This is a genomic window from Pseudoalteromonas aquimarina, assembly GCF_049257255.1.
In the GTDB taxonomy this organism is placed as follows: Bacteria; Pseudomonadota; Gammaproteobacteria; order Enterobacterales; family Alteromonadaceae; genus Pseudoalteromonas.
On the sequence record NZ_JBMMUG010000001.1, the window covers coordinates 825,164 to 847,886 of the forward strand.

A 22,723-nucleotide genomic window follows, 5' to 3' on the forward strand; every position below is an offset into this window, starting at 1 on the left:
CAAACTGCCTAAATATTGAGCGCTATAAGCGAGTTTGTTGAAATCGTCCAAATAACCCTGAATAACGCGATACGGTTTTTGCCATTGCCCTTTCTAAACCACCAGCAAGCGATATTAATTCAAACGAAGTTTTCGCGCGGGTAATACCAGTGTATACCAGCTGGCGATTAACTACTGGAGAGTTTGCAGGCAATACCATGGCAACATCTTTAAATTCAGACCCTTGCGATTTATGTATGGTCATAGCATAAACGGTATCAAACTGAGGCAAACGGGTCGTAGAAATCACCCTTTCCGCTCCTTGGTCATCAATAAAACTTGCCATTAAACGGTCGTTTTCGTCTTTGATAATAATGCCAATATCTCCGTTAAACAGATTCAACTGGTAATTGTTTTCGCTCACCATAATTGGCATACCAATATAAAAAGCACCACTGCGCTGGATCAAGTTGCTGTTGCTTAACTCTTTTTCAATTTTTGTATTTAGCTCATTGGTGCCATAAGGCCCAACGCGGGTTGCACAAAGTACTTGATAATTGGCAAATGCACTGTGAATTTCACTAATTGATGCGCCTTGTTTTATTGCAGATAAATACGCTTCATACTTACTTGCAGCACGTTCAACAAATACTTTGAAATCAGTCTCTAATGAGCTAAACGTTAAGTCACTAAAATTATCTGAATAAACCTGATGTAGCGCATTAATATCATTGCTGTTTACCGCTTTTGCCAAACACCCAATACCACTGTCTGATTTAAAGCGATGACTCACCTGTAAAAAGGCTAGATTATCATTTAATAAATAGTCATTTTGCTGTGTTGCACTAATAGGTTTACCTAATAACTGTGCAAGTTGCTTTGCCGTTTGCCCAGTATAAGAATGATCTTTACCTAACATCAGCGGTTTACATAAGTCCGACAACACATTACCAGTATCAACTGATGACAATTGATCTTTATCACCTAATAAGATCACGCGTGCATGCTTAGGCAAGGCATCAAACAACTTAGCTAACATGGCTAAATCAACCATGGATGCTTCATCTAAGATAACTAAATCGACATCCAATGGGTTTTGTTGATTATGACGAAATTTATTGGATAAATGGATCACCCCCAATAAACGGTGCAGCGTTTGCGCTGTATCAGGGATATGCTTTGCAATTTGCGAATCAATATTCAAAAACTGTTTTGCATTAGCAATCGACTCGCTTAATCTGGCAGCGGCTTTACCAGTAGGTGCAACAAGTTGTACTTTTAATGGCACTTTACTGTAAAGCGATTGCAAAATTGCCAATAGCTTTGTCACTGTGGTGGTTTTACCTGTCCCAGGCCCGCCCGAAATAATACAAAAGCGCTTAAGGCAAGCAACCGCACACGCCACTTTTTGCCAATCTATGTCGTTGGTCGGTTCAAAATAGTTTGTTAGCAAGTTTTTTAGTTGCTCATTATCTAAATTAAGCTCTAATGCGTTACGTGCTGTAATGGCGTTAACAAACACCTTTTCATAATCGTCATAGCGGGCAAAATAAAGGTTGTCGTTATATAAACGCAGTGGCTTGTCATCACCTACTGCAATATGTGATGTCAGCAGTGCTGCAAAATCATCCTCTGCGGTAAAAGGTGATTCTTTTTTACCATGGCTTGTTAACGCTAAATGAAATGGATCGTCTCTATCAATACTCGTAAGCGGTAAACACGAATGTTGCGAACGCACTGCACGGCTTAATAACAACACTAAATAAAATACGGGTGAATCTGATTCTGCTACTAAAATGTCAGCAAGTTGAATATCAAACGCATCGATTTTGTCATGTTCAATAAGTAACTTACGCATTGAATGTCCCCTTATCGAATAAACTATCGAGTGCCAATACTTGCTCTATACTGGGCTCTTTATAATAAATGCCATGCCCTGATGGCATACCACGCATAAACAAATAAAAGCTGCCGCCCAAATGGGTATGAATATCATAATTTCGAATACGGCTTTTTAATAAACGGTGTAGTGCAACGGTATACAGTAAATATTGTAAATGGTAATGGTGAGAACTCATGACACTTTCCATATTATCTTGGCTGTAATCATCCCCACTCTCACCTAAGTAATTCGACTTATAATCAAGAACATAATAACGCCCGTCATAACAGAAAATTAAATCGATAAAGCCCTTTAACATGCCACTAATGGTGGCATTGGTAAGTGGCGTAAAATGGTCACGGCTTTGCGTTAATAAAATATCGTTTAGTTTTCGGGTAACAAGCGCATTTACCGGCAGCATAAATTCCATTTCAATTAAACACTGCGCCATATTTAAATCACTCATTGCTACAGTAAGTGGCGCTAATGGCTTTGTAAGTAATTGCTTTATCCAATTTTCAACCACACTTTGCCATTCACTTTCTATTTGGTAAGCCAAGAGTTGTTTTTCAACCACCTCACTGAGCGGCAACTTTTGTTGATAAATAGGTGTGTTGGGTGCATTAAAATCAATTTCTTCCATAATGGCATGTAAGCAACTACCCGCATTTGCACCTTTTGGAAAACTAAACTCATTTTGTAATTGGGTAATGACTGCTGTTTGCCAATCAAGCAAATGCATTTCATCATTAGCACCTTGTTTATAGTCAAACGCTTCGCTATCGCCATGACTTACTTTTGTTAGCGATGAAAAGCTGGTTAATCGCCATTGATTAGGTACAGCTTGCTCTTTTCGTTTTACTAGGCACTCAGTGTTTGCGCTGCTCTCTGATGTATAAATTTCAGCGGCTTCTGGCAAAGAGTAACAGCTTGCGCTTAGCCCAGTATGTCCAGCACAAAAGGTGCTGAGCTGTGCGTACCAATCATGGCCGGTATCGATATCATCTTTATCAAACAACAGATGACCAAGCGGCGTTTTGCTTAAACCGGGGGTTTTACTACGTCCGTCTTTGCAGTTATAAAGCCCAACCACCAAGTAGTGCACAGCCCGTGTAAGTGCCACGTAGAGCAAACGCAAATCTTCTGCAAGGCTTTCTTTATTGGCAATAGCTTTAGCGTCATCCGATGGGTTTAAATCGTAAATAAGTTTGCCGCTTTCATCGTGGTATACCGCTTCGCTGTTTTCTCTAAAACTAGCGGCAAAAGGCATATAAACTACCGGGTATTCAAGGCCCTTCGAGCCATGCATAGTCACGATATTTACCAATTGCTGATCGGTTTCTAAACGAAGTTGCGAACCTTCTGCGGCAAATTTAGTAATTTGATCATGCAGCCAATGTAATAAACGATGATAGCTATTCAATGACAGTTGTTTCTGCTGCAGTAACTCACCTAAGTGACGAATATCTGTGAGTAAGCGCGCTACATCCCAGCCTTTTTGTTGCCAACGGCTCGGCAGTGCGTTTTGCTCAACCAGCGACTCAATAACCGCCATCACGCCTTTTTGCTGTAGCAATAATTTAAGCGCGGCAAAGGTATCTAAGGTGTATTCCCAAGCTTTGGTATTTTGCGTAAGTTGATGCACATCCGCATAATTAAGGGCAAAAAGCGGCCCAACTAACACTCCGCGAAAGGTTGCCTCATTGTAGGGTGCAAGTAACGCTGATAAAAACGTTAATAAATGGCTTGCTAACGGTGTTTCAAACACACTATCACGAGAGAGAAACACGCTAGCAACACCTAGTTTTTGCAGCGCCGTTTTAATCATATTCGCTTGGTTTCTATCACGCACCAATACCGCAATATCACTCGCTTTAAGTGGCACTTGTTCGATTACGGCGCGTTTATCTTTTCCTGCAGTCAGTAACGATGAGATTTGGGCTGCACAAATGGCGGCCAGTTGGCTATCACCTGCGCCTTTGGCAATGGTGTCTTCCAGTTCATCAAGCACACAAAAATGAATGCCCGATTTGCCTTTACCATCAACAAATAAACCATCTTCTGCACTTTTACCAAAGGCATTTACTTTGGCAAAAGGAATGTCTTTATTGAAAATAAAGCTATCGTCTTTCAGCGAGAAAATACTGTTAACGCCATCCACAATCTGCTTGGAAGAACGATAGTTGGTATCAAGCGTATAATGACTATCAATAGGTACTTGGTGCTTTGCATCAATGTAGGTAAATATATCGGCACCACGAAAGCCATAAATGGCTTGTTTTGGGTCGCCAATCATAATCAGTGCATTGTCTTTGTCTGATACGCTGCTATTGCGTAAATAGATATTGGCGAAAATACCGTATTGAATTGGGTCGGTATCTTGGAACTCATCAATTAATGCCACTGGGTACTGCGCTAAAATGGCATTGGCCAGTTCACCGCTGGTGTTACTTTCAAGCGCTTGGCTTAAGTTTTTTAACAAGTCATCTGGGTTAATCAACTGATGCTTTTGCTTTTCGCTTAGAAGCCAATCAACTAAATAATGATAAGCACTAATTAAAATAGACACCGGCAGTGCAGCCTCGGCTTTTTCTTTAAGTACGCTTAATTCATCAAACTGTGCCGCAAGCGGATGAGTAACAGGTGTTTTATCTTTTAAATAATTGCCTTTGTCGGCAAATGCCCCCTCACCCCATATTTCAAACGAACGATTTGAAGCGCCGACAAAGATAACCTCATCACTCTCACAATAATCCTTTAATAAGCCTAAGTTTTTACTGCTGGCAATCGGTTTAGATTTTTTAAATGGCGTATTCTCAATAAAACCTATAAATTCTTCTGCTAACACTTGGTCTTTTAAGTTATTAGCTTTTTCAACTAACTGACTTTGCAGTAATAACGCATCATCAAAGCTATATTGCGGGGTGATTTCTATGCCTGTACGACTGAGTAAACCAAATAGGTTTTTAAGGATCGCATCTGGTGATGAAAAACAGTTGGTGACTGCGGCATAACTTTGTTTATTAAGCGGAAATACAAACTGGCGCCAAAAATCTTTAATCGCCGTTTCAAGCAGTTCACTTTGATCCATAATAAACTGCAAATTAAACGCCATACCCGATTCAAACGCATGCTGCTTTAACATGCGTTGGCAAAAGCCGTGAATGGTAAATATCGCAGCATCATCGAGTGATTTAACTGCGCTATCAATGCGGTAAAATGCATTGTGGTGATCGTCAATCAATTCAAACAGCTGATTAACCACCTCGTCTTTTGTGTCTTTACCCAGCAGTTTATCGCGCAGCGTAATTAAGCGCTGACGCACCCGGTCTTTAATTTCAGCGGTGGCGGCCTCGGTAAACGTCACAACCAGAATTTGTTCGATGCTAAGCGGTGTTTGTTTTTCACCCTCGGTGCTAAAGCCCAGTAATAAGCGCAAATAAAGCGCGGTAATGGTGTAAGTTTTACCTGTACCGGCACTTGCTTCAATTAAGTTCGCGCCACACAGTGGCATCGCCATTGGATTAAGCTTTTGCATGTTTATGCTCCGTGATAATGGCATCGATTGGTGCAAGGTAAGATTCTGTTAATGCGATAAATTCATCTGCCACACTCTCAAGTGTGGTGAAATCAAGTGAAATGTAAGGGTCGCTTACCTCATTCCTGCCAACAAACGGCGTGCCAGAGAAAACAGCTTCAGCTGAGGCAAGTTCACGTTTTTGTAAATAACTAAAACCAGCATTAGCGAAAAACGGTAACGGACGCGTAAATATTTGGGTATAAAGCGCAACCCACTTTTCAAGCAGTGCATAGGCGTCGTCTTCTGCTAATTTTTGGTACTCTAAATAGCCATTTAGTGATAAAAATAAAGTGGTGTTCACATTACCTGATGCACAGCCTGCAAGGTGATATAAATACCCAGCTATTTTATCTTTTGCTTTCAAGGCCCCTGTTGGCCTGTAGAGGTATTGATTCCCTAGGGATACTGATTTTAATGTGCCATTAAGCTGTAACTGCTTAAATGCTAACTCAATACGAATAAGTTCATTGCTTTGTGCTTGCTGTGTAATAACCTGATGACGCTTAAGTTCAGTTAACAGTGGCGTTACTGCAGTAACCATTGTTTCTAAAGCAAGCTCTGCCCCAGCACCTTGGGGTAAATCACCTCTGGCAATAATAGCATCAAGGTTTGGCGTATTATCAAGGTAATCTTGTTCAATAATTTCTTGATAATAGCGATAGCGTGTTAAGCCATCTAACACAAAGGTTTCATCATCTTGGTTATTATATTGATAGTCGCCTAAGCGTGCGCCTATGGTGTAGCGATAAAATGATTGCTGTGGCGCAAGCAACTGCTGAATAAACATCGCTAGGTCAATTTGCGAGTCTAATTCAGGCGCAAGTGACTCAACATGTGTACTCGTTAATTGTGCTTTGGGTAGCCAAATCGGGTTGTAACTTTGCATTGATGATACTTGGTAATACGCAGGGTTAAACGGCTGCAAGTAATGATTTACCGTGAGTGAATCGATTAGTTTATTTTCTGGATGGGTAAATACTCGCGCTAAATAATCCGTCAGTTCACTCACCAACACGCTAGGAAGACGCTCTGAATTATCAACGCACGAATTGCCCATATAACTTAAATACACGTGTTCGCGCGCACTTAGTAGCGCCTCTAGGAAGAGATAACGGTCGTCCATTTTACGCGAACGGTCGCCTTTTTGAGGTTTACTGTGTTGCAATAAATCAAAACCAAGGGGCTGCACACTGCGCGGATAATCGCCATCGTTTAACCCTAAAATGCATACCACTTTAAACGGTACTGCACGCATTGGCATTAAAGTACAAAAGTTAACTTGCCCCATAAAAAAGCGCTGTCCAACGCCTTTTTGCATTAGCTGTTGTTTTAAAATGTGTACCATTAAGGTTTGCGACACTAATCCGCTATGATCGCCATTATCAAAATGCATAAGCATTTTTTCTAGCGCTTTTTGAATAAAGCTTAAGTCGTTATTTTGACTGGCGTCCGTTGCATAAAAACGCATTGCTAACTGTTGTAGTTGCCCTACTTTATTTGCTAAATTCCCGCTCACTTTAAGTGCACTTTGCGTGTCTTCTAAGGCTTCAAAAAAACGAATTAACTTTGCCAGTGTTTCCACTGCCATGCCTTCCACTTCATCTGCGGCATAGAGCGAATTAAATTCAGTGGTTTCATCTTTCATGGCAAAGCCAAGCACTAAACGGGAAAGTCCTTGGCGCCAGCTGTTAATATCGATTTGAGGTTGGTTAAACTCACCTTTATGTTGGCCATCGATGCCCCAACGAATATTCACTTGCTCTAACCAATAACTAATTTGAGTAAGCTCTTCACTGGTAATCTCAAATTTTACTGATATCTCGTCAACTTGCAGTAAATCGAGAATATCTGAAACGTAAAAACGACAAGACCCTATATCGGCAAGCTTGATAAAGCTGTTCACTATCGGTTTTTCTTGTTCTACACCTAAATCAGATATCGCAAACGGAATATAACGATTGTCTTTGGCACTACCAAACACCGCTTCAATATATGGGCTGTATTGGCCAGAGTCTGGCATCATTACAATAATATCGCGCGGGGTAAGTTCTGGGTTTTCAGTAAACAAATTAAGTAAATGGTCGTGCAAGGCTTCAACTTCACGCAGCGCATTATGACAGCGTGAAAACATCAGTGATGGTAAGGCTGAGCTTTCACTAAACGAAAGTTTGCCCTCATCTGAGACAAACCAGGTTGGATCGCTGGCCAGTGGCACGCCTTTAAAGGCTAATTCAAAAATCTCTTGTTGTAATTTGCCGAGCAAATTTTCTTCAAACTTTTCAATATATAAATCAGTCCACTGTGCATCTAGCTCTACTAATTGCTCTAAATATTCGCGCCCGAGTTTACCCCATGAAGCTAACAGTGGATTACCAACGATATAGTAGTCTTCACCTTCAGCATCGATATTTGGCTTTACTTCATAATTGGCAATGATTTTTGCTTTGGTTTTTTCATCAACCACATCACCCCAATAATGCTTACTGGGGTTGCACAAATAAATATATACATCAATGTGCTCTGCCAATGCTTGAAATACTTCAAGTTGTTGGCTTGGTATTGCTGAGAGACCAAAAATATATAAATTTTGATGGCTAAGTGAAACCGGCTTGGTGGTAAGAGCACTGATTAATTCTTGATGCAAATTAGCTCGGTGATACGGGTTTTGCCCCAAAGTTTGAGTGTGTTCAAGTAACTTACGCCAAAGAATTGGCTGCCAAGGTGCAATTGATATATCTACATCCGCTAATTTATCATTCCCTTGTTGCCAACTTTCTAACCACTGAGGGCGGTACATTAAATATTGGTCAAACGCATCGGCAATTTTTTCACATAATCCAAATAAACGCGTGTCACTATCAAGTGCGGTTTTAGTCTCAATTAAATACTGCTTCAACAGGGAAAATTCCGTTTGGTCTAAACAACTTGGCAAAATGTTAAACAGCTTCCACGCCATATTATTTTTATTAAATGACGAATCTTCCGGTACATCGGGCAGTAAATTTTGGTACAAACGCCAGATATAACTTGATGGCAGCACATAATCAATTTGCCCAGTAACACCATGCTGCTCGGCAATCAGAACCTTTAACCACTGCGCCATACCGGGTGATTGCACCAGCACTTGCTCTTGATCAAAAATGCTAGGGTTGGGACTGTGCAGTAACGACTGAGATAAGTGAAGCTGAAGCGCTTCCATACGGTTTGATTGAATAATATGCAGCATTTTTAGAACAAACTAACTAATTGGTTTACCTTATATTAATTTAAATAAATGCGGCTGACTATGAAAGAGTAAAAAGCTAACGTGCCGCTATTCTTTTTGTTAGACTAAAGGCATTTAAACACCCATAAATATTTTTAGGTGAACAATGAAAGTAATCAGTTTTAATATAAATGGCTTACGTGCCCGTTTACACCAACTTCAAGCAGTGATTGATAAGCACCAACCTGATGTTATCGGCTTGCAAGAAATTAAAGTGCATGATGAAGCGTTTCCGGTTGCAGATGTTGAAGCAATGGGTTATCACGTGGCATTTCATGGTCAAAAAGCCCACTACGGTGTGGCGGTACTAACAAAGCAAGCGCCAATCGCCATTGAAAAAGGCTTTCCAACTGATACCGATGAATCGCAAAAGCGTATGATTATCGCAACGGTAACTGATAAAAATGGCAACCCAGTTAAAATCTTAAACGGTTACTTTCCTCAGGGCGATAATATTGCCCACGAAACTAAATACCCATATAAGCGTCAATTTTATTCTGACTTAATGACTTACCTTGCTGATCATGATCCAAATGAGCAGATTATCGTAATGGGTGATATTAATATCTCACCAATTGATTTAGATATTGGTATTGGCGAGCCTAACCGTTTGCGCTGGCTTAAAACGGGTAAATGTTCATTCCAACCAGAAGAGCGCGAATGGTTAGCGCGTTTATTAGATTGGGGCTTAGTTGATACCTTTAGAGCATTAACGCCAGATGCCACTGAAAAATACTCGTGGTTTGATTATCGCTCTAAGGGCTTTGATGATAACCGCGGCCTGCGTATTGACGTTGTTCTTGCAACCAAAGGGCTTGCTGAAAAATGTATTGAGTCAGATATTGATTACGAACTACGCGGCATTGAAAAACCATCGGATCATGCACCAATTTGGGCGACATTCGATATTTAACCTCAGGTACGCTTTGTGGAATTTGATTTAGCTGAATTAAACTGTTTACTGTTATTTGCTATTGCGCTAATTAAATCGCTCGATGCAAAAACACGCAGTATTTTATTTAGCAATCAAGTTGTTCAGCGAAGTGTACTTGCCATCAGTTTAATGCTGGTGGGGTTTTGGTCTTTAAAGGCTGGGCTTTACCCCGGCCTTGATATTCATGTTTTAGCACTAACTGGCGTAACACTGACACTTGGCCCTCGCCTCGCGATCATTACCGCAGCGCTTAGCCATAGCTTGCAATTGGGCCTTGGTTTGGTGCCTATTGAACAAATCGGCAGTTATGCCCTGCTTACTTCCTTAGCGCCAATTTTATTTAGTTATGCCCTGTTTTTGCTGTGCTATCAGTATATTACTCGTCATTTATTTGTTTATATTTTTGTAAATAGCTTTTTAGGGGCTGGTCTTACCGCCATATTTCATATTGGCTTAATGACTGGCTACCACTATTTTTCGGGTCATTATGATTGGCAAACCCTATTTGATAACTACACCTTTTTAGCAAGTTTAATCTGGTTTCCAGAAGCCACAATCAATGGCATGGCAATGACGGTACTGATAATTTACCGCCCACATTGGGTAAGAACCTTTTACGATAACGAATATTTAGCAAAATAAGCCTCTTATTTAAGACGGCAAATCTCGAATCCATGCTGGGTTTAAGGTTATAATCACTCAATTATTTACTGCTTTGCTATGCTAATGTCACAAATCTATTTTTGCCCACTTTGCCAAACGCCCCTTTCAAATGACACACATCGTCTAATATGCAGCAATAACCACAGCTTTGATAAAGCCAAAGAAGGCTATGTTAATTTGCTGCCAGTACAAAATAAAAAAAGCAAAGATCCCGGTGATAATAAAGACATGGTAATCGCACGTCGCGAGTTTTTAGCGCGCGGATATTATGATTTTTTACGTGAAGCAATGTGCCAAAAAATAAGCGAAGTTGCAGGTGAAAATACGTTGTTAGATGTGGGCTGTGGCGAAGGCTTTTACACCCATAAGTTTAATGAGTGTGGCAATGTGATATCAACGTATGGCCTTGATATTTCGAAGCCTGCTGTAAAATACGCGGCTAAACGCTTTAAAGACTGTCACTTCAGTGTTGCCTCCTCATCAAATGCTCCATTCGAGAATAATGCATTTGATATTGTCACTAGTGTTTTTTCGCCTCTTTTTGATAAAGAACTTGCACGTCTAACCAATGACAATGGCACACTTATCGTGGCAAGCCCAGGTGGCAATCATCTAACAGAATTAAAAGCGCTTATTTATAAAGAAGTTAATCCGCACCAAGCCGTAGAAGCACCTAGTGGATTTGAGCTTGTTAATCACAACTTACATACCGAGGTGGTAGAGCTTGAGCTTGAAGCGTTAACTGAGCTGATAAAAATGACGCCGTTTGCTTGGAAGTTTAGGCCAGAGCATTGGCAATCGCTTGCGCAAAAGGTGCCTTTTAAGGTGACTTTATCATTTTACGTCAGTGTCTTTAAAAAAGTGAAAGCTTAAACATAACGCTCATACAAAAAGTGTCGCTTTAAATGCGACACTTTTGTTGACTCTGAACGTGTTTAAAAAAGATCGCGCTTAAATGCATTATCCATTTTTTCATACACTTCTTTAAGTAGATACGCCAAATCACCATAGCGCGGCTTGGTAATAGATACGGGAGGTTCTACTCCGTGTTCAGTCATTTTACCGTACACCTCTCGAAACCAAATTGCCTCTTGTGGTGGCAGTAAGGTATTCGCGCGCTTGCCAAGCCAATATAGGCCTTGCACTGGCATTGAGAGTAAAAATAATGAAAAGGTTAATGCTTGCGGTAAGTAATCCGTTGTTAGAAAGTTAACTTGCACAAAAATACTTAACACAGCGAGTAACGGCACAATTTTAATCGCCAACCTTGTAGCTTTAATTACTCGGAACTCAAGAAAAACTGCACCTAGCTTTGGCTCTAGCGGCCATGTTTTGCTGTAATGATGCCCATCAGAAATTTGCGCTAACATTGATTTTTGCATTACCACCTCGAAATTGCATTGAGCCTCTATAATTACCTAACGAAAAAGTAATTTTTAGGGTAAAATTGCAACTATTAAAGTCAAGTATACCATAGTCTGAAATGACTGCCGAAAAATCTGTTTAAGGAAACTATTAACTATGTCGCACAATGTGCTCGTACTAAATTGTGGAAGTTCAAGTTTAAAATTCGCCATTATTGACGCAACCTCTGGCAACGCTAGCCTGACAGGTCTTGCCGAATGTTTATCACTGGATAATGCATCGCTAAGCTACAAACTTAACGGCGAAAAACACAAAATAGACTTAGCAAAAGGGGCACAACACGACGCTGCAATCGCAGAAATTGTTAACTTAATTAAACAACAGCATTTAAATGAAAGCCTAATTGCTGTTGGTCACCGCGTAGTTCATGGCGGTGAAGCATTTACCGGCTCAGTTATAATCGACAATGCAGTTATCAATGGTATTGAAAACAATGTTGCCCTTGCGCCACTACATAACCCAGCTAATTTAATGGGGATTCGCGCTGCGCAAGCTGCTTTTGTAAATTTACCTCAAGTAGCTGTATTTGACACTGCGTTTCACCAAACTATGGAAAAGCAAGCATATCTCTACGCCCTGCCATTATCACTTTATAAAGAGCACGGTGTGCGCCGCTATGGTTTCCACGGTACAAGCCACTTTTTTGTTGCAAACGAAGCAGCTAAGTTAATTAACAAGCCAATTGAACAAAGTGCGATTATCACTGCGCATTTAGGCAATGGCTGTTCTGTGACGGCAGTTAAAAATGGTAAAAGCGTTGATACCAGCATGGGTTTAACACCGCTTGAGGGCTTAGTGATGGGCACGCGCTCTGGTGATTTAGACGCTGGTCTTTATAACTATTTATCTGCCACTTTGAACTACTCAAATACACAAATTGACGCAATGCTAAATAAGCAAAGTGGATTACTTGGGTTAAGTGAACTTTCAAGCGATTGCCGTGAAATTGAAGAAGCCGCAGAACAAAATCATGTGCAAGCAAAACTTGCCTTAGACGTGTTTTGTTACCGCTTAGCAAAATACATCGCTTCATACGTTGTGCCATTAGGCGCATTAGACGCCATTGCATTTACTGGCGGCATTGGTGAAAACTCATCGCTTATACGTGAGAAAGTAATTAATTTACTTAGTTTTTTTGCTTTTGACCTTGACCATGATGCCAACCTTGCAGCGCGTTTTGGTAACGCTGGCGTAATTGCAACAAACCCATTAGGTGCAAAAGTACTCGTTGTACCAACTAATGAAGAATGGGTTATTGCGATGGATGCGCATAAGCTTGTGGAGGCAAAATAATGTCTCATCGCATTATGCTTATTCCAGTATCAACCGGTGTTGGTTTAACGTCTGTCTCTGTTGGCTTAGTACGCGCCCTTGAAAAAAAATCGGTTAAAGTAAACTTCTTTAAACCAATTTCTCAGCCTCGCGGCAAGAAAAATGGCCCTGAGCTGTCGTCTGAAATTGTCAAAATTGGTTCCACAATAAACCCTGCCCCCTCTTTTGATTTGCACACAGCAGAGCAAATGATTGGTGATGGTAAAACAGAAGTATTACTTGAAGAGATTGTTGGGCGTTTTGAAAAGCACGTTGGCAAAGATGACGTAGCGATTATTGAAGGAATGGTGCCAACCCGCAAACAACCTTATGTTGGCCGCGTAAACCGAGAGATTGCACAAACCCTTGGCGCGCACATTGTGTTTGTTTTAACCCCTAGTAACGATGATGTTGATGAAATTGAAGATCGTATTGAGCTAGCTGCTAGTTTATATGGTGGTGTAGAACACCCTCGTGTACTTGGTTGTATTTTCAATAAAGTAAATGCGCCGCTTGATGAAGAAGGCAATATTCGCACAGACTTTATTGAGCCAAGCAACGATGACAGTTTGCAAATTGAGCTTAATCGCATTGCTTCATTGCCACTATTTCGTAAAAAACCGTTTAAACTTTTAGGCGCTGTGCCTTGGTATCAAGATTTAGTAGCCCCACGTGTGATGGATCTTGCTAAGCACTTAAATGCTGAAATTTTAAATTATGGCGACATTGAACACCGCCGTCTGCGAAGCGTTACTTTCTGTGCGCGCACAGTGTCTAATATTCTTAATCACTTCTCTCCTGGTGCATTATTAGTGACCCCAGGTGATCGTTCTGATGTACTGGTCGCAGCCTGTTTATCCGCAATGAACGGTACCAAACTTGGCGCGGTATTGCTTACTGGCGGTTTTAAACCGGAAGAACGTATTTTAAAGCTTTGTGAACAAGCGTTTGACACTGGCTTACCAATTATTTGTACGCAAAATGATACTTGGCGCACCTCAATCCTATTACAAAGCTTTAACTTAGAAGTTCCTGTAGATGATGAACAGCGCATCGAAAAAGTTAAAGATCATAATGCCCGTCATATTGATAAAGACTGGTTAGAGTCACTAACGCAAGGTGTTGCCTTAAACCGTAAAATGTCACCACCTGCGTTTCGTCATTTACTGTCGTCAACGGCACGCTCAGCACAAAAAACCATTGTTCTGCCTGAAGGTAACGAACCACGTACCATCAAAGCGGCTGCGATTTGTGGTGAGCGAAATATTGCACGCACCGTGTTATTAGGTGACCGTGAAGAAATTGAACGTATTGCTGAACAACAAGGTGTTCAGCTTAACGATAACGTTGAGATTCAAGACCCTAGTGTTGTTCGTCAAAATTACATCGCACCGATGGTTGAACTTCGTAAACATAAAGGGTTAACCGAGGTTATCGCTGAAGAACAACTGCAGGATAATGTGGTGCTTGGTACCATGATGCTAGCCGAAAATAAAGTTGATGGCTTAGTGTCTGGCGCAGTTCACACCACTGCTAATACCATTCGCCCACCACTACAATTAATTAAAACCGCGCCAAACAGTTCACTGGTTTCGTCGGTATTTTTCATGTTATTACCGGATCAAGTACTGGTTTATGGTGACTGCGCAATTAACCCAGACCCTACTGCTGAGCAATTAGCGGATATTGCTATTCAATCTGCAGACAGCGCTGCAGCGTTTGGTATTGAGCCACGTGTAGCCATGATAAGCTACAGTACTGGTACTTCAGGCACCGGCGATGATGTTGAAAAAGTACGTTTAGCAACAGAACTTGCGCAAGCAAAACGCCCTGATTTATTAATTGATGGACCACTGCAATATGACGCTGCAATTATGGAAAGCGTTGCAAAGAAAAAAGCGCCAAACAGTAAAGTAGCAGGTAAAGCAACCGTATTTGTCTTCCCTGATTTAAATACAGGTAATACAACTTACAAGGCTGTTCAACGTAGTGCGGACCTTATTTCAATCGGCCCGATGCTGCAAGGTATGCGCAAGCCAGTTAATGACTTATCACGCGGCGCATTAGTCGATGATATTGTTTACACAATCGCGTTAACAGCAATTCAGGCGACACAAGAAACCCGCTGATTTGCTTGAAAATAGCCTTACAGACATCAATATTTTTGATATTGTAAGGCTATAAATCAAAACGAAATATGGGAGCTTTATGTCACAACAAACGTTAGCCGTAATGCAAGAAACATTTACGATACATAGTTTTGACGTAGACACGCCTATTCCGCAAGCAGTTTATCAAGCCAAGGTCTTTTTTATCGCCCGAACGTATGATGAACTGTCAGTTGTTTGCCCATCTTATGTTGAGTTAGATTCAAACGAACAAGAAGATGACTGGGCTGCACTAGAAGTGCTTGGACCACTGGGGTTTTCAATGACAGGGATCTTATCAAATATTTCTGGTGTCTTAGCGGCTGCAAAAATCTCCATTTTCGCCATTTCAACATTTGATACCGATTACATCTTGGTAAAAGAAGCACGTATTAATGATGCAATCTCCCACTTAAGCAAAGCCGGTTATAAAGTGGTGAACAGTTAATGCGGGTATTAAAGCAAGATTTTTATGCTGTAAAACATACCGCCCTTATAATCCACGCCCCTTTCTCTGGGCGGATTTTGCCGCAACGCGAGTCAAGCAACCCGTTAGTCAGCAATCAGTTACTTGGTTTAGGTGTTGAACTTGAAGTCAGTAATTATCAGCTCTATGCCCCGTTTAACGGCACCCTGTTGTCGGTAAATCAGGGAGGTTTAGAGTTTATTTTTAAGTCAAAGCAAGGGGTTAAGTTATTAGTGCTAATCACGCTAAAAGATGACTTTGGTCCGATGACAGGCTTTAAACAGCACTTTAAGCTTGGTGAGCAATTTAGCGCAGGGCAACTTATTGCAAGTTTTGATTTTCGAAAACAACAACACACAGTTCACGCCAGTGTTTTATTACTTGATACTGAGCGATTAAATAAGGTGCTTGATAAATGTTACTATCAAGCAAACCGCGTAACTGCTGGCAATGATATTCTCTTTAAACTAACAAAACGAATTAACCATGATTAAACTTTTTGGCATTCCAAACTGCGACACGATTAAAAAAGCAAAAAAATGGCTTGAGCAAAACAATATTGAATATACCTTTCACGATTACCGCAAAGACGGTATTGATGCACAAATGGTAACTCAATTTTGCCAGCAACTTGATTGGCAACATGTCTTAAATAAGCGTGGCACAACTTATCGCCAACTGGACGATGCAACAAAAGAATCATTAAATGCCGAGTCTGTAGTGTCTTTATTAGTTGAACAACCAGCCATGATAAAACGCCCTATTTTAGACAAAGAAGGTGAGCTTCATTTGGGCTTTAAAGCAGAACAATATAAAAGTATTTTTGCATGAGTTCAAATGATGTAATTAGCCTAACGCAGGCGCTTATTCAAAAGCCGTCGGTAACGCCCGATGATGCTGGCTGCCAAGAGATAATGGCAGATATTCTTAGGCCGCTAAACTTCAATATTGAAGAGTTATTCTTTACCGATACGCTTAATATGTGGGCACGAAAAGGAAAAACTTCGCCTGTATTTTGTTTTGCAGGTCATACTGATGTGGTACCAACTGGGCCAGTTGAAGAGTGGCATCAACCGCCTTTTTCTGGCAACTTGCTCGATGGTTATATTCATGGCCGTGGCGCCGCTGATATGAAGGGCTCTCTTGCGGCAATGCTCATTGCCACAGAGCGTTTTGTAAAAAAACACCCAGACCACAAAGGTAGCATTGCATTTTTAATTACCTCTGATGAAGAAGGCCCGTTTATTAACGGCACCACAAAAGTAATCGACCTGTTAGAAGCGCGCAATGAAAAAATAGATATGTGCTTAGTGGGCGAGCCATCATCAAGCCATACCCTTGGCGATGTAGTTAAAAACGGCCGCCGAGGATCATTAACAGGCTTTGTCACTGTTAAAGGTATTCAAGGGCACGTTGCCTACCCTCATTTAGCAAAGAACCCTATTCATTTAGTTGCTCCTGCACTTGATGAGCTTGCTAATACAACATGGGATAAAGGTAATGACTACTTCCCTGCGACCAGTTTTCAAATTTCCAATATCAATGGCGGTACAGGTGCCGGTAATGTGATCCCAGGAAGCGTCGAGGTTCAATTTAACTTCCGTTACAGCACAGAAGTTACCGCTGATGAGCTTACTGCGCGCACCGTCGCGATTTTAGACCATCATGGCCTAGACTATGATATTCGATGGATCTATAACGGACTGCCGTTTTTAACTGACTCAGGCCCGCTGCTAGAAGCAACGGTCGCTGCAATTAAAGATATTCAGCATATTGATACATCTGTGGAAACCACTGGTGGCACTTCAGATGGTAGGTTTATTGCGCAAACAGGCGCACAAGTAGTTGAGCTTGGCCCTATTAATGCCACCATTCACAAAGTGAACGAATGTGTGAATGCACGTGACCTTGAAGTGCTGACCGACATTTATGAAGCGATTTTGGTTAAATGTTTAACTTAGTTGAGCAAGCCTCACTTGGCTTATCGCAAGCTCATTTATGCGATTTTCAAGGTCGATTAGTCGAACATAGGATTAAACGCGATCTTGAACAAATGGTTAGTGCCGCTAAAAAAAGCGGCATTACCCTCACATTGGCATCAACGTTTCGTGATTTTGAAAGACAGTCGCTAATTTGGAATAACAAATTCAATTTAATCAGGCCTGTTTTTGATATTCACGATAATCCAGTAGACATGGCCTCTCTTAACGATGCCGAGAAGTGTTTTGCGATAATGCTTTTTAGTGCAATTCCGGGGGCTAGTCGGCATCATTTTGGCACCGACATGGATGTGTTTGACGCAAGTAAAGTCGCTGATGACTATCAGTTGCAATTGTGCCAAGCAGAATACAGTGAACATGGGCCGTTTTGTGAGCTCAGTAACTGGTTAGTTAATAACGCTGAAAAATACGGCTTTTTCTTACCTTATAAACACTTCAATGGGGGTGTTGCCAAAGAGCCATGGCACATTAGTCATATTGAACGTTCTGAGTTTTATATGAATGTGCATTCAGAACAATTATTAGTTGATGCTTTAAAACAGTCTAATGTTGCGGGTTGGCCAACCTTAGTTGACCAACTCGATGAAATTTATCCGCGTTTTGTTACTAACATCACACTTGCTGGTAGCTAGCAAAAAAGCGTTGAATACCTTCAATTGCCGGTTTGAGCTGATCTTGGTGAGGTAAAAACACTAATCTAAAGTGATCTGGCTTTGGCCAGTTAAATGCTCGACCGTGTACCAACAGAATACGTTCTTGTTTTAATAGGTCGAGTATGAGTTTTTCGTCATCTTTAACGTTGAAGCGTTTGCGGTCAAACTTCGCAAAACCATAAAGCGCACCTTTTGGTTTAACGCACGATACACCTTCAATTGCATTCAAGCCTTCAAAAATAATATCGCGTTGTTGATATAAACGGCCACCTGGCAGGATCAGCTCGTCAATCGATTGTACACCGCCTAACGCTTGCTGAATTGCATATTGTGCCGGCACATTGGCACAAAGACGCATTGACGCGAGCATCTCTAACCCTTGAATATATTCTTCAAGTTGCGATATTTTACCGCTTAATACCATCCAGCCCATACGTAGCCCTGCTGCACGATAGGTTTTCGCAAGACCGTTAAAAGTAATAATTGGCACATCATCACACAGACTTGCTATCGAGGTATAAGGTATGTTGTCGTAAATAATCTTTTCGTAAATTTCATCACTAAATACGAGAAGATTATGTTCACGGGCCAACCCTAATAAATCATTTAACAACGCTTCATCATACACAGCACCGGTTGGGTTATTTGGGTTGATTAGTACAATCGCTTTGGTTTTAGAAGTAATCTTACTTTTAATATCATTAATATCTGGGAACCAATCTTGCTCCTCATCACAAATGTAATGAACAGGATTGCCCCCAGCTAATTTTACCGACGCAGTCCAAAGCGGATAGTCAGGTGCAGGAATAAGCACTTCATCATTACTATTTAGCAATGCTTGGGTTGCCATTTGAATAAGTTCACTGACCCCATTTCCGATAAAAATATTGTCTATCGACAGGTTGGTAAACTTTTTATTTTGATAATATTGATAAATAGATACGCGGGCTGAATAAAGCCCCTTTGAATCACAGTAGCCTTGGGCAGCGCTTAAATTACGAATCATGTCTTTTAACATATCCTCTGGCATATCAAAGCCAAAGGCGGCTGGGTTACCAATATTTAGTTTTAATACTTGTTCCCCTTGATCTTCCATTTCACGTGCCATTTTTAAAACTGGCCCACGAATGTCATAACAAACCCCTTGTAATTTATCGCTTTTTTTAAACACTGCCAAACGTCCCCGAATACAAATAATGTGAGCGTTTTGTGTAACACTCATCGAATTAAAATGAAAACAAAGACATGCACCCTTGTTTAGTAAAAATTAAACAAGAAAATCATACTAGAAATGAGAGTAAGAAATAGCGCATGCTTCCACCACAGGCTACCCCATTTGCATAGAAAGCGAAAGTATAAAGCGCTTTTTAGAATAAAATAATTAAATGACTTTATTAATGGCTTCTTTAGTAGCTGAAATATGCGCAGGCAAAGCTTCTCTCAGGCTTTGCGATAACGTCATATCCCCTTGTCCTAACGCATGTTCAAGTTCTTTTGCAAGTTGCGCTAGAGAGTCTGCACCAAATTGTGCAGCGTTCGATTTTAAACTATGTGCATGACGTATGGCATCGGTAGTATTTACATCAAAATCACGCTCAAGATCGGCCTGTAACCTGTCAAATTCTGTTAAACAAAACTCAAGGGTTGGTAAAAATTGGTCTTGTAACAGGTCTTGCATAGCAAACAAGGCATCGGAGTTAATGTTTACGGCTAAATCACTCATAAAAACGCTGGTTTGTTAGTGTAGTTACTTTAACCTTAAACCAAGTTTCATAAATTTTCTATCAAGATTTGAAAACTTCTAAATCTCTCCTATAGTTACGTGAACAAATATAAATATAAAAACAAACTTATAGATGATTAATCGGATTAATACTGAGTTAACGGAACTAATATTTAATAGCCATCAGGCTGGCGTTTTGATCGTTTCAAATACCCATCAATTGCTTTATTCAAATAAACAAGCCTTACACCTCAATACAAAACAAAAAACTTTCTTTTGTGACTCATCCGATAAATTGACCCATTTGCAGCTCAAAGAAAATTTACATACTCATAAACAATTTTCGATTAAAAACCTTACCGTTTCGATAGTGCCGATTGAATACAATAATCAGCCCTGTAAATTGATTAGCCTTGATGAAAATGCACCGCAAGCGGATGTGGTTAGTAAGCTCAATTTAGGCCTAATTTCGTTTGATATGAACGGCAATATCATCTCAACCAATGATTATTTTGATGATATTTGTAAAAGGCAGGTAAAACACATAGAAGAGCTTCTTTATGATCCTTATTCGCAAATTTTTGATGCTGTAAACCCCTGTCCAAACACACACTGCCATTGGCAAAGTATTAAACTGAAATATTTACCGCGAAACCGCCATTATGAATACGTAATAAATCAACATCATCAACATTATTTACTGCAGATACGCGACGTAACAAAGCTCACACTGAAACACCGAGAATTACAGCAACAAGCAGCATTAGACCCACTCACAGGGCTAGCTAACCGACAGGTATTCGAAGATAGATTAAGCCAAGCCCTGATCCGTACCAAACGTAATCAACAAAAATTAGCCCTCGCTTTACTCGATTTAGATGACTTTAAACAAATTAATGATTCCCTTGGTCATCATGTTGGCGATCAACTACTTAACGCGATTGCACATCGCCTAAAAGAGCATGTAAGAAAATCAGATACTGTAGCACGCCTTGGGGGAGATGAATTTTGTATTATCTTTGAACAAGTTAATTCTGAGCAATCGGTAAGAACTAAACTACGTAAATTAAATGACGTTTTATCACGTCCAATCATGTTACAAGGGCATACCCTCTACCCTAAAGCCAGTCTAGGTGCATGTATTACTGATGGTAGCCTTGACGAAAACGAGATTTATAAACGCGCGGATGCCGCCATGTACGGCGCTAAAAATATGAAACGCGGCTCGGTAAAATTACACCAAGTAACGGAAAGCTTTAATCACAGCTCATCAATTAAAGAGCAGCTTAATAATGAAATTGATTACAGCCAATTCGAGCTCTTCTTTCAACCCTCAGTGACAACCAATGATCAGCAAATTTGCTCAATAGAAGCACTGTTACGTTGGCGTGAAAATGGCAAACCTAGTCTACCAAAAGAATTTTTTAACGTGATTGAAAGTGAAGGACATGCCAATAAAATTGAAAGCTGGGTTATTCATGAAGCATGTCGTTGCCGTAAAACATGGGCTGAGAAAAAACTAATTGATAGCTCAGTGCCTATTAGCATTAATATTTCTAAATCCTATTTTTATCACCCTAATTTTTTACCCCACCTGCATAACGAAATTGCGCGATTTAACATCGCACCTGAGATGATAGAACTCGATATTCAAGAGTCTTGTTTAACCTCATCAGAAAAAAAATCATTTCAAATCACTAAAAAGCTGGCTGACTTAGGTGTGAAGATTGCCATTGATCGCTTTGGCTCAAGCCATACGTCACTTCGCACATTGCATGATTACCCGATTGACCGCATTAAGTTAGATCGCAAACTAGTTACTAATCTAGACACAGTAAATAGCTCTTTAGTAAAAAGTATTATCAATGCAGCACAGCAGCTCAATATTGAAGTCGTTGGTGAAGGTGTCGAATCTGACGAGTTAGCTGATTTTTACACGGATTGTTGTTGTGATGCTTTACAAGGATATATGATTTCAAGGCCTGCAAAACAGCATAATTTAGAGCAATTTTTGAGAAGTCACTGTGAAGCCGTATATCAATAAGGCTTGAAAGCCTTATTGCAGCTATTTAAAATACTGCGTTTTCACTTACACCACTATTTTATGTCCCGCTCTCTTTGTGAAAAATGCCAATTTGTCTTAGCTGATTGCATCTGTGATCAGTTACAAAGCGTCAATAACAAAATACATGTTGTTGTACTTCAACATCGTTCTGAAGAAAATAACGCTAAAAATACAATTCGATTGGCTAAGTTGCTGTATAAAAGAATCACGGTTTTAACTGGCGACAATAGCGACGATTTTAGTGAGTTAAACAGCTTACCACTTGCAACAACTGCACTACTTTACCCTGGCGCAGATGCTGAGACACTCGATAACACAAGCACAGATTTAAACTTAACTCATTTAATCGTGTTAGATGGCACCTGGAAAAAAGCCAATAAGCTATTTTTTACTATCGATATTCTGAAGCAGTTGCGCCAAGTGAGCTTCGCACAATTGCCAGATAATCGTTATCACCTGAGAAAGGCAAATCGCAGTGATAGTTTATCAAGCCTTGAGGCTATTGCGTATGCCCTGTTTTGCGCGGAAGCATTACCTATGGCACCTGCTTATTCAGCGCTCGATGCAATGATGGAAAATCAATTTAAGTACATGCCCGCCGAAGTGCGAGCACGTTATAAATCAAAATAA

The 22,723-nt window shown here is 40.5% G+C and carries 18 protein-coding genes; 12 read left to right on the forward strand and 6 right to left on the reverse strand.

All coding sequences use genetic code 11. The features are described from left to right. Positions 1-22: 22 nt before the first annotated feature. Genes recD through recC form a run of 3 tightly spaced genes read right to left on the reverse strand, consistent with a single transcriptional unit; the run spans position 23 to position 8,667 of the window. Entirely contained in the window at positions 23-1,837 is a 1,815-nt protein-coding gene (gene recD / locus AAEU29_RS03790) for an exodeoxyribonuclease V subunit alpha (protein ID WP_421972131.1), read from the reverse strand. Next, the gene (gene recB, locus AAEU29_RS03795) at positions 1,830-5,399 is read right to left on the reverse strand and encodes an exodeoxyribonuclease V subunit beta (RefSeq protein WP_421972132.1); all 3,570 of its coding nucleotides are present in this window, start codon (positions 5,397-5,399) and stop codon (positions 1,830-1,832) included. The genes recD and recB overlap by 8 nt, the downstream gene beginning before the upstream one ends. Continuing rightward, positions 5,386-8,667 (reverse strand): exodeoxyribonuclease V subunit gamma, encoded by a 3,282-nt coding sequence (recC, locus tag AAEU29_RS03800; protein ID WP_421972133.1) that lies wholly within the window; start codon positions 8,665-8,667, stop codon positions 5,386-5,388. The genes recB and recC overlap by 14 nt, the downstream gene beginning before the upstream one ends. Before the next feature lie 145 nt (positions 8,668-8,812). Here recC and xthA point away from each other — a divergent pair, with 145 nt between their 5' ends. The 3 genes from xthA (at position 8,813) to rlmA (ending at position 11,176) form a co-directional block, all read left to right on the forward strand. Continuing rightward, positions 8,813-9,619, forward strand: coding sequence for an exodeoxyribonuclease III (gene xthA, locus AAEU29_RS03805; RefSeq protein WP_421972134.1), 807 nt, complete (start codon positions 8,813-8,815; stop codon positions 9,617-9,619). Positions 9,620-9,634: 15 nt separating this feature from the next. Next, positions 9,635-10,282, forward strand: coding sequence for an energy-coupling factor ABC transporter permease (locus AAEU29_RS03810; RefSeq protein ID WP_421972135.1), 648 nt, complete (start codon positions 9,635-9,637; stop codon positions 10,280-10,282). Positions 10,283-10,366: 84 nt separating this feature from the next. Continuing rightward, the gene (rlmA, locus tag AAEU29_RS03815; protein ID WP_421972136.1) at positions 10,367-11,176 is read left to right on the forward strand and encodes a 23S rRNA (guanine(745)-N(1))-methyltransferase; all 810 of its coding nucleotides are present in this window, start codon (positions 10,367-10,369) and stop codon (positions 11,174-11,176) included. Positions 11,177-11,238: 62 nt separating this feature from the next. Here rlmA and yfbV read toward each other — a convergent pair whose 3' ends face one another. Next, the gene (gene yfbV, locus AAEU29_RS03820) at positions 11,239-11,685 is read right to left on the reverse strand and encodes a terminus macrodomain insulation protein YfbV (RefSeq protein WP_421972137.1); all 447 of its coding nucleotides are present in this window, start codon (positions 11,683-11,685) and stop codon (positions 11,239-11,241) included. Between the two features lie 139 nt (positions 11,686-11,824). Between yfbV and AAEU29_RS03825 the strand changes: the two genes are divergently transcribed. From AAEU29_RS03825 to AAEU29_RS03855, 7 genes are all read left to right on the forward strand, one after another. Next, positions 11,825-13,021 (forward strand): acetate kinase, encoded by a 1,197-nt coding sequence (locus AAEU29_RS03825; protein WP_421972138.1) that lies wholly within the window; start codon positions 11,825-11,827, stop codon positions 13,019-13,021. After that, positions 13,021-15,168: a phosphate acetyltransferase gene (gene pta, locus AAEU29_RS03830; RefSeq protein WP_421972139.1), complete on the forward strand. Its 2,148-nt coding sequence runs from the start codon at positions 13,021-13,023 to the stop codon at positions 15,166-15,168. Before AAEU29_RS03825 ends, pta begins: the two co-directional genes overlap by 1 nt. 79 nt (positions 15,169-15,247) lie before the next feature. Beyond that, positions 15,248-15,634, forward strand: a complete 387-nt coding sequence (locus AAEU29_RS03835) for an ACT domain-containing protein (protein ID WP_274762103.1) — start codon at positions 15,248-15,250, stop codon at positions 15,632-15,634. Continuing rightward, complete coding sequence (locus AAEU29_RS03840) at positions 15,634-16,146, forward strand: PTS glucose transporter subunit IIA (RefSeq protein ID WP_421972140.1); 513 nt, start codon at positions 15,634-15,636, stop codon at positions 16,144-16,146. Before AAEU29_RS03835 ends, AAEU29_RS03840 begins: the two co-directional genes overlap by 1 nt. Further along, entirely contained in the window at positions 16,139-16,483 is a 345-nt protein-coding gene (locus AAEU29_RS03845) for an ArsC family reductase (RefSeq protein WP_421972141.1), read from the forward strand. Before AAEU29_RS03840 ends, AAEU29_RS03845 begins: the two co-directional genes overlap by 8 nt. After that, positions 16,480-17,613, forward strand: a complete 1,134-nt coding sequence (gene dapE, locus AAEU29_RS03850; protein WP_421972142.1) for a succinyl-diaminopimelate desuccinylase — start codon at positions 16,480-16,482, stop codon at positions 17,611-17,613. The genes AAEU29_RS03845 and dapE overlap by 4 nt, the downstream gene beginning before the upstream one ends. Next, positions 17,601-18,284, forward strand: coding sequence for a M15 family metallopeptidase (locus AAEU29_RS03855; RefSeq protein WP_421972143.1), 684 nt, complete (start codon positions 17,601-17,603; stop codon positions 18,282-18,284). Before dapE ends, AAEU29_RS03855 begins: the two co-directional genes overlap by 13 nt. Here the strand turns inward: AAEU29_RS03855 and AAEU29_RS03860 are convergent. Beyond that, on the reverse strand, positions 18,265-19,482 hold the full coding sequence (locus AAEU29_RS03860; protein WP_421972144.1) for a pyridoxal phosphate-dependent aminotransferase: 1,218 nt from the start codon (positions 19,480-19,482) through the stop codon (positions 18,265-18,267). The two genes, AAEU29_RS03855 and AAEU29_RS03860, sit on opposite strands and share 20 nt — an antisense overlap. A gap of 204 nt (positions 19,483-19,686) precedes the next feature. Continuing rightward, positions 19,687-20,028, reverse strand: coding sequence for an Hpt domain-containing protein (locus AAEU29_RS03865; RefSeq protein WP_421972145.1), 342 nt, complete (start codon positions 20,026-20,028; stop codon positions 19,687-19,689). Between the two features lie 133 nt (positions 20,029-20,161). Between AAEU29_RS03865 and AAEU29_RS03870 the strand changes: the two genes are divergently transcribed. Further along, a complete protein-coding gene (locus AAEU29_RS03870; protein ID WP_421972146.1) occupies positions 20,162-22,072 on the forward strand; it encodes a putative bifunctional diguanylate cyclase/phosphodiesterase in 1,911 nt (636 codons plus the stop codon). Between the two features lie 60 nt (positions 22,073-22,132). Then, positions 22,133-22,723, forward strand: coding sequence for a tRNA-uridine aminocarboxypropyltransferase (locus AAEU29_RS03875; protein WP_421972147.1), 591 nt, complete (start codon positions 22,133-22,135; stop codon positions 22,721-22,723).